The 16397-nt window shown below is 62.2% G+C and carries 10 protein-coding genes; 9 read left to right on the top strand and 1 reads right to left on the bottom strand.

All coding sequences use genetic code 11. From position 1 onward, the window contains the following. Nucleotides 1-293 precede the first annotated feature (293 nt). Nucleotides 294-2234 (bottom strand): BCCT family transporter, encoded by a 1941-nt coding sequence (locus tag ACYP2Q_RS11135; protein ID WP_459730631.1) that lies wholly within the window; start codon nucleotides 2232-2234, stop codon nucleotides 294-296. Nucleotides 2235-2614: 380 nt separating this feature from the next. Here ACYP2Q_RS11135 and betI point away from each other — a divergent pair, with 380 nt between their 5' ends. The 9 genes from betI to yccS all read left to right on the top strand — a co-directional run bounded on the left by betI (nucleotide 2615) and on the right by yccS (nucleotide 16386). Then, entirely contained in the window at nucleotides 2615-3208 is a 594-nt protein-coding gene (gene betI / locus ACYP2Q_RS11130) for a transcriptional regulator BetI (protein ID WP_150719160.1), read from the top strand. Between the two features lie 62 nt (nucleotides 3209-3270). Next, nucleotides 3271-4743: a betaine-aldehyde dehydrogenase gene (gene betB / locus ACYP2Q_RS11125; RefSeq protein ID WP_459730486.1), complete on the top strand. Its 1473-nt coding sequence runs from the start codon at nucleotides 3271-3273 to the stop codon at nucleotides 4741-4743. A gap of 174 nt (nucleotides 4744-4917) precedes the next feature. Beyond that, on the top strand, nucleotides 4918-6618 hold the full coding sequence (betA, locus tag ACYP2Q_RS11120) for a choline dehydrogenase (RefSeq protein WP_459730485.1): 1701 nt from the start codon (nucleotides 4918-4920) through the stop codon (nucleotides 6616-6618). A gap of 275 nt (nucleotides 6619-6893) precedes the next feature. Then, a complete protein-coding gene (locus ACYP2Q_RS11115; protein ID WP_459730483.1) occupies nucleotides 6894-8336 on the top strand; it encodes a TldD/PmbA family protein in 1443 nt (480 codons plus the stop codon). After that, complete coding sequence (locus ACYP2Q_RS11110) at nucleotides 8336-9673, top strand: TldD/PmbA family protein (protein WP_459730482.1); 1338 nt, start codon at nucleotides 8336-8338, stop codon at nucleotides 9671-9673. Before ACYP2Q_RS11115 ends, ACYP2Q_RS11110 begins: the two co-directional genes overlap by 1 nt. Before the next feature lie 125 nt (nucleotides 9674-9798). After that, entirely contained in the window at nucleotides 9799-11226 is a 1428-nt protein-coding gene (gene mdtD, locus ACYP2Q_RS11105) for a multidrug transporter subunit MdtD (RefSeq protein WP_459730480.1), read from the top strand. A gap of 105 nt (nucleotides 11227-11331) precedes the next feature. Continuing rightward, nucleotides 11332-12669: an ATP-dependent RNA helicase DbpA gene (gene dbpA, locus ACYP2Q_RS11100; RefSeq protein WP_459730630.1), complete on the top strand. Its 1338-nt coding sequence runs from the start codon at nucleotides 11332-11334 to the stop codon at nucleotides 12667-12669. Between the two features lie 154 nt (nucleotides 12670-12823). Next, nucleotides 12824-14002: a BaiN/RdsA family NAD(P)/FAD-dependent oxidoreductase gene (locus tag ACYP2Q_RS11095; RefSeq protein ID WP_459730478.1), complete on the top strand. Its 1179-nt coding sequence runs from the start codon at nucleotides 12824-12826 to the stop codon at nucleotides 14000-14002. Between the two features lie 200 nt (nucleotides 14003-14202). Next, on the top strand, nucleotides 14203-16386 hold the full coding sequence (gene yccS, locus ACYP2Q_RS11090) for a YccS family putative transporter (protein ID WP_459730477.1): 2184 nt from the start codon (nucleotides 14203-14205) through the stop codon (nucleotides 16384-16386). The last annotated feature ends 11 nt before the right edge of the window (nucleotides 16387-16397 follow it).

Raw genomic sequence — 16397 nt, 5'->3', positions numbered from 1 at the left:
AGATCGCGGCGTTTTTGTTTATGGGGATATCGGGCGATGCAGCGTTAAGGCCGATGGCCCCATCGCCAGCAGGCTGGCTCCCACAGGGCAATGCATTTCAATGTGGGAGCCAGCCTGCTGGCGATGGGGCTGACGCGGTGTTTCAACTGATACAGCGCATCACTTACAACTTAGCTATACACCCGGCCAAGGAGGCTAACTCTCACAAGGGAATGCATTCCAATGTGGGAGCCAGCCTGCTGGCGATGAGGTCGACGCGGTGTTTCAGAGTGAAACACCGCGCCCCTCACAACTTAGCTATAGACGCGGCCAAGGAGCTGCCGATGGCTTTCAAACTGATCAAGCACATCACGGGTAATCTGATCCTGAGTGAAGCCCATCAGGTCGTAGTCCTGGCTGCCGTTGTGCAAGTACACCTCGGCACGATAATAACGCTGGCGCGCCTCATCGGATTGAGCCGATTCGGTTGGCGTAGCCAGATAACCATCGAGGCTGACTTCGTAGACAAACGGGTTGCCCTCTTCCATCTCGACCCGCACGCCCATGCAACGCTTGGACTTGCCCAGCAGCGTCTGCACTTCCAGGCCTTGGGCACGCATTTGCGTGGTCGCATCCTGCAAGGCCGGGCTCACGTGCTTGTCCATGAAGCGCTGTACCACCGACTGGCTCGGTTGCAGGTCCAACTGGGTCAAGCGCTCGCTGAAACCACGACGACCACGGGCCGCCAGTTCCGCTTGCTCCTGTTCGATCTGAACGTCCTGGCGCATGGCCTTGTGCAAGCCGAACATGAAGCACACCAACACCACCGAGAACGGCAGGCCGGCCAGCACCACCATGGTTTGCATGGCTTCGAAGTTACCGGCGAACAGCAGGCCGATGGTTACCAGGGTGATCACCGCCGACCAGAAGATCCGCAGCCAGTGCGGCGCATCTTCGTCGACATTGCCGCCCTTGCACGACAGGTTGGCCATCATCACCGCGCCGGAATCCGCCGGCGTCAGGAACAACACGAACCCCACAAAAATCGACACGCCGATCACCACTTTCGACGCCGGGTAATGCTCAAGCAACTGGTAGATCGCCATGGACGGCTGTTCCAGCGCCGTCTTGCCGAGTTCCACCGCCCCATGGTTCATCACCAGGTCCAGGGCCGAGTTACCGAAGATCGACAGCCACGCCAGGGTGAAACCCAGCGGAATCAGCAACACGCCGGCCACCAGTTCACGCACCGTGCGACCACGGGAAATACGCGCGATGAACATGCCCACGAATGGCGCCCAGGAAATCCACCAGGCCCAGTAGAACAGGGTCCACAGGCCCAACCAGCGGTCGGACTTCTCGCTGTCGCCTTCGTACACATACAGGTCGAAGGTCTTCAGCACCACGCCGTTGAGGTAGTCACCGACGTTTTGCACAAAGCCGTTGAGCAGGTGCAGGGTCGGGCCAAACAGCAGGACGAAAATCAGCAGGCCGCTGAACAGCACGATGTTGAGGTTGGAAAGACGACGAATGCCGTTTTCCACCCCGGACACGGCAGCGATGGTCGCCACGGTGCTCATCACGATGATCACGATCAGCAGGTTGGTGTTGCTGTGTTCCATGCCGAACAGGTTTTCCAGCCCGGACGACACTTGCAGCGAACCAATCCCCAGATTGGTCACCAGGCCCAGCAGGGTGACGAACATGCCGAAGCCGTCCACCGCGTGACCGGCCGCGCCCTTGACCCAACGCTCGCCCACCAGCGGATACAACGCCGAACGCAACGCCAGCGGCTGGTTGTGCCGGTAGGCGAAGTACGCCACCGCCAGGCCGACCAGGGCGTAGATCGCCCAGCCATGCAGGCCCCAGTGCAGGAACGTCAGCTGAACTGCCTGCCGCGCGGCCAGGTTGCTGCCGGCCACGCCTTCCGGCGGGTTGAAGTAGTGGTCCAGCGGCTCGGAAGCGCCGAAGTACAGCAGCGAGATGCCGATACCCGACGAGAACAGCATCCCCGCCCAGGCGCCGTAGCTGAAGTCCGGGGTGTCGTCCTTGCTGCCCAGTTTCAATTTGCCGTAGGACGAGAACGCCAGGCCGACCACGAAGATCAGGTAGGCGGCAATCACCACCATGTAGTACCAGCCGAAGCTGCGGGACAACCAGGCTTGCGCCATACCGAGCAGTCTGCCGGCCTCTTGCGGGGCGATGATCAGAATGGCGGTCAACAACAGAATCAACGCGGTAGAGGTGTAGAACACCCAACCGTTGACCGTCACCTTCTCGGGTGGGGTCTTTATTAGCGAGGCAGAACTCATGGCACAGATGCTCCGGGCAGTGCGAGAGAAGAACGCAAGACAAACGGGTTACCCGACCAATCGGTTAGTGGGCAGCCGACCAGCGGGTGATATAAAGACAGCCCCAAAGAGCCCGAAGCCCCTTGAGCGCCGTGGCGCGTAGGTTTCGAGCATTTTCGGAAGTCGTTTTTTTCGCCGCTACGCGTCGGAAAACTCTGTAGGTAGCGACGATTTGTCGCAGATCTTATTCTTTGTTGATTGAACGTTCAATCAAAACAAAATAGACTGGCCCTCAATCCGATAGACGTCCTGCGTCTGCCGGAAGGCCTAAGGAGATGTGCAAGATGCCCAAGGTCGGTATGCAACCCATCCGTCGCCAGCAATTGATCGAAGCCACATTGCTGGCGGTCGACCAAGTCGGAATGGGGGACGCCAGCATTGCGCTGATCGCCCGTTTGGCCGGTGTCTCGAATGGCATCATCAGTCACTACTTTCAGGACAAGAATGGCCTGATCGCCGCCACCATGGGGTACTTGATGACTGTGCTGAGCGAGAACGTCACCGCGCGCCGACTGGCGCTGACAGATGACAGCCCGCGGGCGCATCTGCAGGTGATCATCGAAGGCAACTTCGACGCCAGCCAGGTCAATGGCCCGGCAATGAAAACCTGGCTGGCCTTTTGGGCCACCAGCATGCACCAGCCGTCTTTGCACAGGTTGCAGCGGATCAACGATCACCGTCTGTATTCCAACCTGTGCTGCCAGTTCCGCCGCGTGTTGCCGCTCGATGATGCGCGCACCGCCGCCCGGGGCCTGGCAGCGTTGATTGACGGCTTGTGGTTGCGCGGCGCGCTGTCGGGAGATGCTTTCGACACCGGGCAGGCACAACAGATCGCTTACGAATACATGGATATCCAACTGGCCAAGCGGGTGAGTTAGAGCACACACAGAACGCTCGACACCCGCACCGTGCCAACAACCAATGCACTTGCGAGGACTTTATGGCCCGTTTCGAACTGCAAAAACTCTACATCGATGGCGGCTACACCGACGCTGGCAGCGATGCCACCTTCGAAGCCATCAACCCGGCTAACGGTGAAGTCCTCGCAAAAGTACAACGCGCGACCAAGGAAGACGTCGAGCGCGCTGTGGTCAGCGCCGAAAAGGGCCAGAAAATCTGGGCCGCGATGACCGCCATGGAGCGTTCGCGCATCCTGCGTCGCGCCGTGGACATCCTGCGCGAGCGCAACGATGAACTGGCCGCCCTGGAAACCCTGGACACCGGCAAGTCGTACTCCGAAACCCGCTACGTCGACATCGTTACCGGCGCCGACGTGCTGGAGTACTACGCAGGCCTGGTTCCGGCCATCGAAGGCGAGCAGATTCCGCTGCGCACCACGTCGTTCGTCTACACCCGTCGCGAGCCGCTGGGCGTCGTTGCCGGTATCGGCGCGTGGAACTACCCGATCCAGATCGCTTTGTGGAAGTCCGCTCCTGCCCTGGCGGCCGGTAACGCGATGATCTTCAAGCCAAGCGAAGTCACCTCGCTGACCACCCTGAAACTGGCGGAGATCTACACCGAAGCCGGCCTGCCAGCAGGTGTGTTCAACGTCCTGACCGGCAGCGGCCGCGAAGTCGGCACCTGGCTGACCGAGCACCCGCGCATCGAAAAAGTCTCGTTCACCGGCGGCACCGACACCGGCAAGAAAGTCATGGCCAGCGCTTCGAGCTCTTCGCTGAAAGACGTGACCATGGAACTGGGTGGCAAATCGCCGCTGATCATCTGCGACGACGCCGACCTCGACCGCGCCGCCGACACCGCGATGATGGCCAACTTCTACAGCTCCGGCCAGGTCTGCACCAACGGCACTCGCGTGTTCGTACCGGCGCACCTGAAAGCCGCTTTCGAAGCCAAGATCGTTGAGCGCGTTGCGCGCATCCGCGTCGGCAACCCGCAAGACGAAAACACCAACTTCGGTCCACTGGTCAGCTTCGCCCACATGGAAAGCGTGCTGGGCTACATCGCCAAGGGCAAGGAAGAAGGTGCACGCCTGTTGTGCGGCGGCGAGCGTCTGACCGAAGGTGAATTCGCCAAGGGCGCGTTCGTTGCGCCGACCGTGTTCACCGACTGCAGCGATGACATGACCATCGTGCGTGAAGAGATCTTTGGCCCGGTGATGGCGATCCTGTCCTACGAGACCGAAGAAGAAGTGATCCGCCGCGCCAACGACACCGACTTCGGCCTGGCCGCCGGTATCGTCACCAAGGACCTGAACCGCGCCCACCGCGTGATTCATCAACTGGAAGCCGGTATCTGCTGGATCAACGCCTGGGGCGAGTCCGACGCGAAGATGCCGGTCGGCGGCTACAAGCAGTCGGGTGTTGGCCGTGAGAACGGCATCAGCTCGCTGAACAACTTCACCCGCATCAAATCGGTACAGGTCGAGCTGGGCGATTACGTCTCGGTGTTCTAACCCGGGTTGTGTATTGCCCGTGAGGCCGCTTCGCTGGCAAGCCAGCTCCTACAGGTTTGGCGTCGCTCGCCAAATCATCGGTGACCCCGATCCTGTAGGAGCCGGCTTGCCGGCGATCGAGTGCGCAGCACTCGCCGAGGCCCGACCTGACCACTATCAAAGAGGGTGCATTCAATGTCCCAAGAATTCGACTACATCATCATCGGTGCCGGCTCGGCCGGTAACACCCTGGCGACTCGCCTGACCGAAGACGCCGGCGTCACCGTCCTGCTGCTCGAAGCCGGCGGTCCGGACTACCGTTTCGACTTCCGCACGCAGATGCCCGCCGCCCTGGCGTTCCCGCTGCAAGGCCGTCGCTACAACTGGGCCTACGAAACCGATCCGGAACCATACATGGACGGCCGTCGCATGGAATGCGGTCGCGGCAAGGGCCTGGGCGGCTCTTCGCTAATCAACGGCATGTGCTACATCCGCGGCAATGCCATGGACTACGACGGCTGGGCCAAGCTGCCAGGCCTGGAAGACTGGTCGTACCTGGACTGCCTGCCGTATTTCCGTAAAGCGGAAACCCGTGACATCGGCCCGAACGATTACCACGGTGGCGACGGTCCGGTCAGCGTGACCACGCCGAAAGCCGGCAACAACCCGCTGTTCCACGCCATGGTTGAAGCAGGTGTGCAAGCCGGTTACCCGCGCACCGAAGACCTGAACGGCTACCAGCAGGAAGGCTTCGGCCCGATGGACCGCACCGTGACCCCCAAAGGTCGCCGTGCCTCCACCGCCCGCGGTTACCTGGACGTGGCCAAGAAGCGTTCGACCCTGACCATCGTCACCCACGCCCTGACCGACAAGATCCTGTTTGAAGGCAAGCGTGCGGTCGGCGTGCGTTACCTGGTCGGCGATGCGCAAGAACGTGTCGAAGCCAAGGCGCGCAAAGAAGTGCTGCTGTGCTCCGGCGCCATCGCTTCGCCGCAGATCCTGCAACGCTCCGGCGTCGGTCCGGCCGAACTGCTGAACAAGCTCGACATTCCGGTGGTCCACGACCTGCCGGGCGTCGGTGAAAACCTGCAGGATCACCTTGAGCTGTACCTGCAATACGCCTGCACCCAACCGGTCTCGCTGTACCCGTCGCTGCTCTGGTACAACCAGCCGGCCATCGGTGCCGAGTGGCTGTTCAACGGCACCGGCATCGGCGCCAGCAACCAGTTCGAAGCCGGCGGTTTCATCCGTACCCGTCCGGAATTCGAATGGCCGAACATCCAGTACCACTTCCTGCCGGTGGCGATTAACTACAACGGCAGCAACGGGGTGAAAGAGCACGGCTTCCAGGCGCACATGGGCTCCATGCGTTCGCCAAGTCGCGGGCGCATCCAGGCCAAGTCCAAGGACCCGCGCCAGCACCCGAGCATCCTGTTCAACTACATGGCCACCGAGCAGGACTGGCAGGAATTTCGCGATGGTATCCGCCTGACCCGGGAAATCATGCAGCAACCTGCGCTGGACGCCTTCCGTGGCCGCGAAATCAGCCCGGGCATCGAAGTGCAATCCGACGAGCAACTGGACAAGTTCATCCGCGAACACGCCGAAACCGCGTTCCACCCGTCCTGCTCGTGCAAGATGGGCACCGACGAGATGGCCGTGGTCGATGGCGAAGGTCGCGTGCATGGCATGCAAGGCCTGCGCGTGGTCGATGCCTCGATCATGCCGATCATCACCACCGGCAACCTGAACGCACCAACGATCATGATGGCCGAGAAAATCGCCGACAAGATCCGTGGCCGCCAGCCGTTGCCGCGCAGCAAGGCCAACTACTACGTAGCGGGCGATGCACCGGTGAAGGGCAAGCCGATGCGTGAAGTGGGCCAGACGGCGTAACACTGTTACACCGCGGTGCTGCCTTCGCGAGCAAGCCCGCTCCCACATTTGTTCTTTGGCGTTCACATAATGTGTGTCGACCATAGATCCAATGTGGGAGCGGGCTTGCTCGCGAAGGCGTCCTTGCAAACGATAAACAAACTACTGACTCACCCAGCGTAAATACCTCCCGGACCTTGATCCCACCCCCATGCAGGCCTACTCTAGTGCCGCGCAATCGCTTCATCCCCTCGCCGCACCGCTGCACCGCCACTCCATACCAGGGAGGTTCCCGAATGTTCGATTTCCACCCCCAGCTCAAGCAGCGCTTTGCTGCCTTGCGTACGGGCGCCGAATTCTTTTCCCTGCGTTATGTGCGCGAGTCCGGCCAGTACCTGTCGGTGCGCAAGAACGTCGCCGAACCGCCGAGCCTGAGCCGCGACGAAGGGGCGATGCTGACGGTGCGGGTCAATGGCGTCGAAGCCTATGCCGCCACCAATGACCTGTCGCAGCAAGGCCTGCAAGCCGCCCTTGAGCGCGCCGAGCAGCAGGCTCGTCGGCTCAAGCCTCATGCCCTGCTGGACCTGCGCGACCAGGCCGTTTCCAGCGACCGTGCCGATTACTTCTCGCCGAACCTCGACCAGCCCTTCCCGTCCTTGAGCGACTGCTACCAGCTGCTCGGTGCCGAATCCGCCGCCGTGCCCAAGGACGAACGCCTGGTGAGCTGGCAGGTGAGCATCGGCATCACCCACGTCGAACAGATCTACCTCAACAGCGCCGGCGCCGAGCTGCGCCAGGCCCAGCGCTTCGTCTATCCGGGTCTCGACGTCACCGCCTACGACGGCAACGACAGCCAGACCCGCACACTCGGCCGGGAAAACTTCGGCCAACAGGGTGGCTTCGATGTGATCAGCCGCTGCGGGCTGATCGGTGCAGGGGTGAAAGTTGCCGATCAGGCGCTGCAATTGCTGCTGGCACCGAACACGCCGCAAGGTCCGCGCGACCTGCTGCTGATGCCCGACCAGATGATGCTGCAGATCCACGAATCCATCGGCCATCCGCTGGAACTGGACCGCATCCTCGGTGATGAGCGCAATTATGCCGGCACCAGCTTCGTCAAGGCCGGCGACTTCGGCCATCTGCAGTACGGCTCGACATTGTTGAACGTGACGTTCGATCCCGATATCCCGGAACAACTCGCCAGCTACGGCCATGACGACGACGGCACGGCCGCCAGCAAACAGTTCCTGATTCGCGAAGGATTGCTGCTGCGCCCCCTGGGCGGTGCACTGTCGCAGTTCCGCGCAGGCCTGGACGGGGTCGCCAACAGCCGTGCCTGCGGCTGGAACCGCCCGCCGATCGACCGCATGGCCAACCTCAACATCGAGCCTGGCGACCAGCCGCTTGCGCAACTGATCGGCAACATCGAACACGGCATTCTGATGAGCACCAACCGCTCCTGGTCCATCGATGATGCGCGCAACAAGTTCCAGTTCGGTTGCGAATGGGGCCAGTTGATTGAAAACGGCGAACTCAAGGGCGTGGTGAAGAACCCGAACTACCGGGCCATTTCCGCGCAGTTCTGGAAGAGCCTCAGCGCAGTCGGCGATGCCAGCACCTTCAAGGTCCTGGGCACGCCGAACTGTGGCAAGGGCGAACCGAATCAAGTGATCCGCGTGGGCCATGCCTCGCCAGCCTGCGTGTTCAGCAACGTTGATGTATTTGGGGGAGACAGCTGATGACTACGTCGAAAGCCCAGGCCGAGTCGTTCAAGGCATTGGTCGCCGAATTACGCGAAGCGCTGCACGAACCGGAACAGTTCACCCTCAGCTACGCCGCCGAATCGTCGGCTTTTGTGCGTTTCAACCACGCCAAGGTGCGGCAGGCCGGGCAGGTGCAACAGGCGAGCATCGGTCTGAAACTGATCAACGATGGCCGCCACGCCGACCTGCAAATCACCCTGGCGGGCGATCCTGCAGTCGACCGTCAGCGCCTGGCCGAAGGCCTGCAACAACTGCGCGAAACCTTGCCGCTGCTGCCCCAGGATCCCTACCTGCTGCTCAACTACAACGGCTGGCAAAGCAAGAACGTGCAGGAGCATCCGCTGCCGGACACCGAGCAAGTGGTCGCCGAAATCACCCAGGCCGCTGAAGGCCTGGACCTGGTCGGGTTCTATGCAGCCGGGCCGATCAGCCGTGGTTTCGCCAGTTCAGCCGGGGCGTTCGGCTGGCACCAGGCCAACAGCTTCAACTTCGACTTCAGCCTGTTCCATGAAAATGGCCAGGCGGTTAAGGCCAGCTATGCCGGGCACGACTGGAACAGCGCAGGCTTTGCCAAACGCTTCCAGCAGGCACGTGAACAACTCGAATACCTGGGACGGCCGCTGCGCACCCTGGCGCCGGGTCAGTACCGCGCCTACCTGGCGCCCGCCGCGCTGGAAGAGATCATGGGCATGCTGTGCTGGGGCGGTTTTTCGGCGCAGTCGATCGCCAGCAAAAGCAGCCCGCTGCAGAAGCTCTACGGAGGCGACCAGGCGTTCAGTCGATTGGTCACGCTGGACGAAAAAGTCAGCGGCTCGCTGAGCCCGGCGTTTTCCGACGAAGGTTATCCGCGAAGCGACCTGGGCTTGATTGTCGAAGGCAAGGCCGGTGCGCAACTGGTGGGTTCACGCAGCGCCGCCGAGTACGGACTGACCGCCAACGGCGCCAGCGGCGGGGAATCGCCAACGGCCCTGAACATGCAGGCCGGGCAGCTGCCTGAGGCACACATCCTCAAGCAACTCGGTACCGGCCTGTACATCAGCAACCTGTGGTACCTGAACTTCTCGGATCAACCGGCGGCACGCCTGACCGGCATGACGCGATTTGCGACCTTCTGGGTCGAGAACGGCGAGATCCAGGCACCGGTCAGCACCATGCGTTTCGACGACAGCGCCTACAGCCTGCTGGGTTCACAGCTCGAAGCGCTGACCGCAGAGCGCGAATTGCTGTTGTCGGCGAGCACCTACAGCCAGCGGGCGACGGCATCGGCGCTGTTGCCGGGGGCGATCGTGCGGCGACTGACGTTGACCCTGTAACACCGCAACACCCGCAACACCTGTAGGAGCTGGCTTGCCAGCGAAGAGGCCCTCTAGACCGCCAAAAGCTTCGCTGGCAAGCCAGCTCCTACAGGTAGATGCCCTCCACACCACCAAGAGGTCCCATGCCCAACCGCCCGCCTCTCGATCCGGTCACCGCCCGCTGGGTGCCCTGGGTCGTCGCCATTGCCTTCTTCATGCAGTCCCTCGACGGGACGATCCTCAATACCGCCCTGCCGGCCATGGCCCAAGACTTGGCGGAAGATCCGCTGCGCATGCAGGGCGTGATCATCGCCTACATGCTCACGGTCGCCTTGCTGATCCCGGCCTCTGGCTGGATCGCAGACCGCTTCGGCACCAAGAAAATCTTTTTCAGCGCGATCCTGCTGTTCAGTTTCGGCTCCTTACTCTGCGCCTTGTCCAGCAGCCTGAGCATGCTGATCGGCGCCCGGGTGATCCAGGGCCTGGGCGGCGCGTTGATGCTGCCGGTCGGGCGATTGGTGGTGCTGCGCGCCTACCCGCGCTCGGAACTGGTGCGGATAATGGGCTTCATCACCATTCCCGGCCTGCTCGGGCCGTTGATCGGTCCGACCATGGGCGGCTGGATGGTGCAGTACCTGACCTGGCACTGGATCTTCCTGATCAACCTGCCGGTGGGACTGGTGGGCTGCTACGCCGTGTGGAAATTCATCCCTGACCTGCGTGGTTCCGAACGGACCCGCTTCGATAGCCTGGGTTTCCTGCTGTTCGGCGCCGCGATGATCCTGATCACCGTCGCCATGGAAGGGTTGGGAGAACTGCACCTGCCGCACCTGCGGGTGATGCTGCTGTTGTTCGGCGGCATGGCCTGCCTGGCGGCCTACTGGCTGCGCGCCGGGCACATCGACAATCCGCTGTTTGCGCCGTCGCTGTTCAGGACCCGGACCTTCGCCGTCGGCATTCTCGGCAACCTCTTTGCCCGGCTGGGCAGCGGCGCGCTGCCGTTCCTGGTGCCGCTGTTGCTGCAGGTGGCGCTGGGGTATTCGCCGTCCCAGGCGGGGATGAGCATGCTGCCGCTGGCAGCTGCAGCGATGATCGCCAAGTGGGTGGCGCGGCCGCTGATCGAACGCCTGGGCTACCGCATCGTGCTGACCGGTAACACCCTGGCGCTGGGGATCATGCTGGCCAGCATGGGCCTGGTCAGCGAGCAGACGCCGTACTGGCTGCTGCTGTGCCTGCTGGCAGTGCTGGGTGCGATCAACTCCTTGCAGTTCACCGCGATGAACACCGTGACCCTGATCGACCTTGACGATGCCAGTGCCAGCAGCGGCAACAGCCTGCTGTCGGTGGTCGCGCAATTGTCCCTGAGTCTGGGCGTGGCCTGTGCCGGTGCGCTGCTCGGTGGCTTTACCGCAAGCGTGGGCAATGACGGCGTGGAGACGGTTTTGGGCGCGTTCCAATTGACGTTTGTGACCGTCGGAATCATGGCGATGCTGGCCGCCACGATCTTTTCCCAGCTCTCAAAGGAAGACGGACGGCGCGTCAAGCGTCCGGAACAGCACATAGAGCCTTAGGGCGAATGGCCATCGGACTGGTACACTGCGCGACATTTTGTTTTGCAGGCCAGTCCCGTGACCACCATCGCCACCGAATTTAATACTTTGCCGCTGTCCGCCGCCATGCTGGCTAACCTCGACTCCCTCGGTTATGCCCAGATGACGCCGATCCAGGCGCAAAGCTTGCCGGTGATCCTCAAGGGGATGGACCTGATCGCCCAGGCCAAGACCGGCAGCGGCAAGACCGCCGCCTTCGGCATCGGCCTGCTCAACCCGATCAATCCGCGCTACTTCGGTTGCCAGGCGCTGATCCTGTGCCCGACCCGCGAGCTGGCCGACCAGGTCGCCAAGGAAATCCGTCGCCTGGCCCGTGCCGAAGACAACATCAAGGTCCTGACCCTGTGCGGCGGCGTGTCCCTCGGCCCGCAGATCGCTTCGCTGGAGCACGGCGCGCACATCATCGTCGGCACCCCGGGGCGCATCCAGCAGCACCTGCGCAAGGGCTCGCTGGTCCTGCATGGCCTCAACACCCTGATCCTCGACGAAGCCGACCGCATGCTCGACATGGGTTTCTACGACTCCATCGAAGAAATCATCATGCAGGCCCCGGAGCGTCGCCAGACCCTGCTGTTCTCCGCCACCTACCCGGTCGGCATCAAGCAGCTGGCCTCGAAGTTCATGCGCAACCCGCAGCAAGTGAAGGCCGAGGCGTTCCACGACGACACGCAGATCGAGCAGCGCTTCTACGAAATTTCCCCGGACGATCGCATGAGCGCCGTGACCAAGGTGCTGGGCCACTTCCGCCCGGCGTCCTGCGTGGCGTTCTGCTTCACCAAGCAGCAGGTCCAGGAAACCGTTGATCACCTGACGGCCAAAGGCATCTCCGCCGTCGGCCTGCACGGCGACCTGGAGCAGCGCGATCGCGATCAGGTTCTGGCAATGTTCGCCAACCGCAGCACCTCCGTGCTGGTGGCCACCGACGTCGCCGCGCGCGGCCTGGACATCGATTCCCTGGACATGGTGATCAACGTCGAACTGGCCCGGGATTCGGAAATCCACATCCACCGCGTTGGCCGTACTGGCCGCGCCGGTGAAAAAGGCCTGGCCATCAGCCTGGTCGCACCGTCCGAAGCACAGCGCGCCCAAGCCATCGAACAGTTGCAGAAATCGCCGTTGACCTGGGATCAGGTGGACAACCTCACCTCCAAGGGTGGTGGCCCGCTGCTGCCGCAGATGAGCACCCTGTGCATCGGTGCTGGCCGCAAGGACAAGGTTCGTCCAGGCGACATCCTTGGCGCCCTGACCGGTGAAGCCGGCATTCCGGGTGCCCAGGTCGGCAAAATCGCCATCTTCGACTTCCAGGCCTTCGTTGCCGTGGAACGCGGCGTCGCCAAGCAGGCCCTGCAACGCCTGAACGACGGCAAGATCAAAGGCCGTTCGCTACGCGTGCGTATCCTCTAAGGACAACGCCTATCCCCTTGTAGGAGCGAGCTTGCTCGCGAAAAACCTGAGCTCACCGCGCTGAGCCAGGCTGCCAGCGTTATCGTTGACGCCCATCGCGAGCAAGCTCGCTCCTACAGTTTGTTTTGTGGTGCTACATCGAGAGGACACCGTTTTGCGCTCTACCGAAGTCGTGATGATTGGCGCTGGCGCCGCAGGGTTGATGTGTGCACTGACCGCCGCCGGGCGCGGGCGCAAGGTGGTGCTACTGGACCACGCCAACAAGGCTGGCAAGAAAATCCTGATGTCAGGCGGTGGCCGCTGCAATTTCACCAACATGTACACGGAACCGGGCAATTTTCTCTCGCAGAACGCGCACTTCTGCAAATCCGCCCTGGCCCGCTACACACAGTGGGATTTCATCGGCTTGGTGGCCAAGCACGGCGTGCCGTACCACGAAAAAAAGCTCGGCCAGCTGTTCTGCGATAACAAATCCAGCGACATCCTCGAAATGCTGCTCAACGAGTGCGATCAGGCTGGCGTCAGCCTGCACCTGGACACCTCGATCCAGACCATCGAGAAGCTCGAGAAGGGCTATTTGCTGGACACAACCCTGGGCCAGATCACCTGCGAATCGCTGGTGATCGCCACCGGCGGCCTGTCGATCCCGACCCTGGGCGCCACCGGTTTCGGCTACCAGGTGGCCAGACAGTTCGGTCATGAACTGCTGCCGACCCGCGCCGGGCTGGTGCCGTTCACCATCACCGATCAGCTCAAGGAACTGTGCACCGAGTTGTCCGGCACCTCGGTGGATTGTCTGGTCAGCTGCAATGACCAGAGCTTTCGCGAGAACATCCTGTTCACCCACCGCGGTCTCAGCGGCCCGGCGATCCTGCAGATTTCTTCGTTCTGGGAATCCGGCGACACGGTTGAAATCAATCTGCTGCCAGACCACGACGTACCGACCTGGCTGCAACAGCAACAGGCCGAACGCCCGAACAGCGAACTGAAAACCCTGCTGGGTGAAATTTTCACCAAGAAAATGGCCAATCTGCTGGCGGACAACTGGTTCGTCTCCAAACCGATGAAGCAGTACACCCACGCGGAAATCGCCGCCATCGCCGAGAAATTGGCGAGCTGGAAAGTCGTACCGGCCGGCACCGAAGGCTACCGAACCGCCGAGGTGACCCTGGGCGGCGTCGACACCAACGAGGTGTCGTCCAAGACCATGGAATCGCTGAAAAGCCCTGGCCTGTACTTCATCGGCGAAGTGCTGGACGTGACCGGGCACCTGGGCGGCTTCAACTTCCAGTGGGCCTGGGCCTCGGGCTACGCCGCCGCACAATACGTCTGATCGACCGCGTCATCGTTCTTCGCTGGCAAGCCAGCTCCTACAGGTCTTGCGCGGTCCTGTAGGAGCTGGCTTGCCAGCGAAGGCGATGTAACAGACATAGGGAAGGAACAGATTTTGCTGTCAGATGTGATCGCAGCCATTGCGTCGGCGTCATTACTGGCTCAATTTAGCGGCATTGCCTCGGAAGGCCTTCGCACTTCATGTCATCGACCTCGTTCCGTCAGTCTCTGCGCCGCCTTTGGGCGCTGGATAAATTCAGCTACAGCGTGCGGGTATTCATCGCCCTGACCGGCACCATGGCGTTGTGCTGGTATCAGGATGAAATGGGGCTGCTGATCCCGTTGTTCCTGGGAATCATCGCCAGCGCCCTGGCCGAAACCGATGACAGCTGGCAGGGCCGCCTCAACGCGCTGGCGGTGACGCTGGTGTGTTTCGCGGTCGCCGCGCTGTCGGTCGAACTGCTGTTCCCCTACCCCATTCTCTTTATCATCGCCTTCGCCCTGGCCGCGTTCTGCCTGACCATGCTCGGCGCCCTTGGCGAACGCTACGGGGCGATTGCCTCGGCGACGCTGATTCTGTCGGTCTACACCATGATCGGCGTCGACCAGCGCGGCGGCGCGGTCACCGATTTCTGGCATGAGCCGGTGCTGCTGGTGGCCGGTGCGGCCTGGTACGGCCTGCTTTCGGTGTTATGGCAGGCGCTGTTTTCCAACCAGCCAGTGCAGCAAAGCCTGGCGCGGCTGTTCCGTGAGCTGGGTTTCTACCTGAAGCTGAAGTCATCGCTGTTCGAGCCGATCCGCCAGATGGACGTGGAAGCCCGACGCCTGGAACTGGCCCAGCAGAACGGCCGGGTGGTTGCCGCGCTGAACGCCGCCAAGGAAATCATCCTGCACCGGGTCGGCAACGGTCGCCCAGGCTCGAAAGTCAGCCGTTACCTGAAGCTGTACTTCCTCGCCCAGGACATCCACGAGCGCGCCAGTTCCTCGCATTACCCGTACAACGCTTTGGCGGACGCGTTCTTTCACAGCGACGTGCTGTTCCGCTGTCAGCGCCTGTTGCGCCAGCAAGGCAAGGCTTGCCGCGCGCTGGCCGAGTCGATCCAGATGCGCCAGCCGTTCACCTATGACGCGAGTTTCGCCGAAGCCCTCGGCGACCTGCACGCCTCTCTCGAACACCTGCGCATTCAGAGCAACCCCGCCTGGCGGGGGCTGCTGCGCTCACTGCGGGCACTGGCGGCCAACCTGGGCACGCTCGACCGCCTGCTCAGCGATGCGAGCAACCCCGACACCCTGGCCGACGCCACCGACAGCAGCCTGCTCGACCGTTCGCCGCGCAATTTCAAGGACGTGTGGGTACGCTTGCGCACGCAGTTGACGCCCACCTCGCTGCTGTTCCGCCATGCCCTGCGCTTGCCCCTGGCCTTGAGCATCGGTTACGCCATGGTGCATTTGATCCACCCGTCCCAGGGTTACTGGATCATCCTCACGACGCTGTTTGTCTGCCAGCCGAACTACGGTGCTACCAGGCGCAAGCTCGGTCAGCGGATCATCGGCACCGCCATCGGCCTGACCCTGGCCTGGGCGCTGTTCGACCTGTTCCCGAACCCGCTGATCCAGTCCTGTTTCGCGATTGCCGCCGGGGTGGTGTTCTTTACCAACCGCACCACCCGCTACACCCTGGCGACAGCGGCGATCACCCTGATGGTGCTGTTCTGCTTCAATCAGGTGGGCGACGGTTATGGGCTGTTCCTGCCGCGGCTGTTCGACACCCTGCTCGGCAGCCTGATCGCCGGCCTCGCGGTGTTCCTGTTCCTGCCAGACTGGCAGGGTCGGCGCCTGAACAAAGTGCTGGCCAACACCCTGACCTGCAACAGCATCTACCTGCGCCAGATCATGCAGCAGTATGCCGCCGGCAAAAGTGACGACCTGGCGTATCGCCTGGCGCGGCGCAACGCCCACAACGCCGACGCGGCGCTGTCGACTACCCTGGCCAACATGCTGATGGAACCGGGGCATTTCCGTAAGGAAGCGGATGTCGGGTTCCGCTTCCTGGTGCTATCGCACACCTTGCTCAGTTATTTGTCCGGGTTGGGCGCGCACCGGGAAACCCAATTACCGCAGGATGTGCGCGAGCAGTTGATCGAAGGCGCGGGCGTGAGGCTGGCCGCCAGCATCGATGAAATTGCCCAAGGGTTGGCGAGCAAACTGCCCATTGCGATTCAAAGCGATGAGGAAGAGGCATTGGCCAACATGCTTGAGCAGATGCCCGATGAAATCGATGAGGGCCAGCGCCTGGTGCAGACGCAACTGGCGTTGATCTGCCGGCAGTTGGGGCCGTTGCGCACGCTGGCTGCGCATTTGATCAAGGACACGAGTGAAGATTGAGCCAGCAACCA

Source organism: Pseudomonas sp. MHK4, from assembly GCF_054600775.1.
The sequence above is the reverse complement of the archived record's forward strand: the minus strand, read 5'-3'. Positions and strand labels throughout refer to the sequence as shown.

Coding starts and splice junctions, on each gene's coding strand:
- mdtD (WP_459730480.1), top strand. CDS start 9,799: ATGCCCAACCGCCCGCCTCTCGATCCGGTCACCGCCCGCTGGGTGCCC.
- betI (WP_150719160.1), top strand. CDS start 2,615: ATGCCCAAGGTCGGTATGCAACCCATCCGTCGCCAGCAATTGATCGAA.
- ACYP2Q_RS11115 (WP_459730483.1), top strand. CDS start 6,894: ATGTTCGATTTCCACCCCCAGCTCAAGCAGCGCTTTGCTGCCTTGCGT.
- ACYP2Q_RS11110 (WP_459730482.1), top strand. CDS start 8,336: ATGACTACGTCGAAAGCCCAGGCCGAGTCGTTCAAGGCATTGGTCGCC.
- betB (WP_459730486.1), top strand. CDS start 3,271: ATGGCCCGTTTCGAACTGCAAAAACTCTACATCGATGGCGGCTACACC.
- dbpA (WP_459730630.1), top strand. CDS start 11,332: ATGCTGGCTAACCTCGACTCCCTCGGTTATGCCCAGATGACGCCGATC.
- yccS (WP_459730477.1), top strand. CDS start 14,203: ATGTCATCGACCTCGTTCCGTCAGTCTCTGCGCCGCCTTTGGGCGCTG.
- betA (WP_459730485.1), top strand. CDS start 4,918: ATGTCCCAAGAATTCGACTACATCATCATCGGTGCCGGCTCGGCCGGT.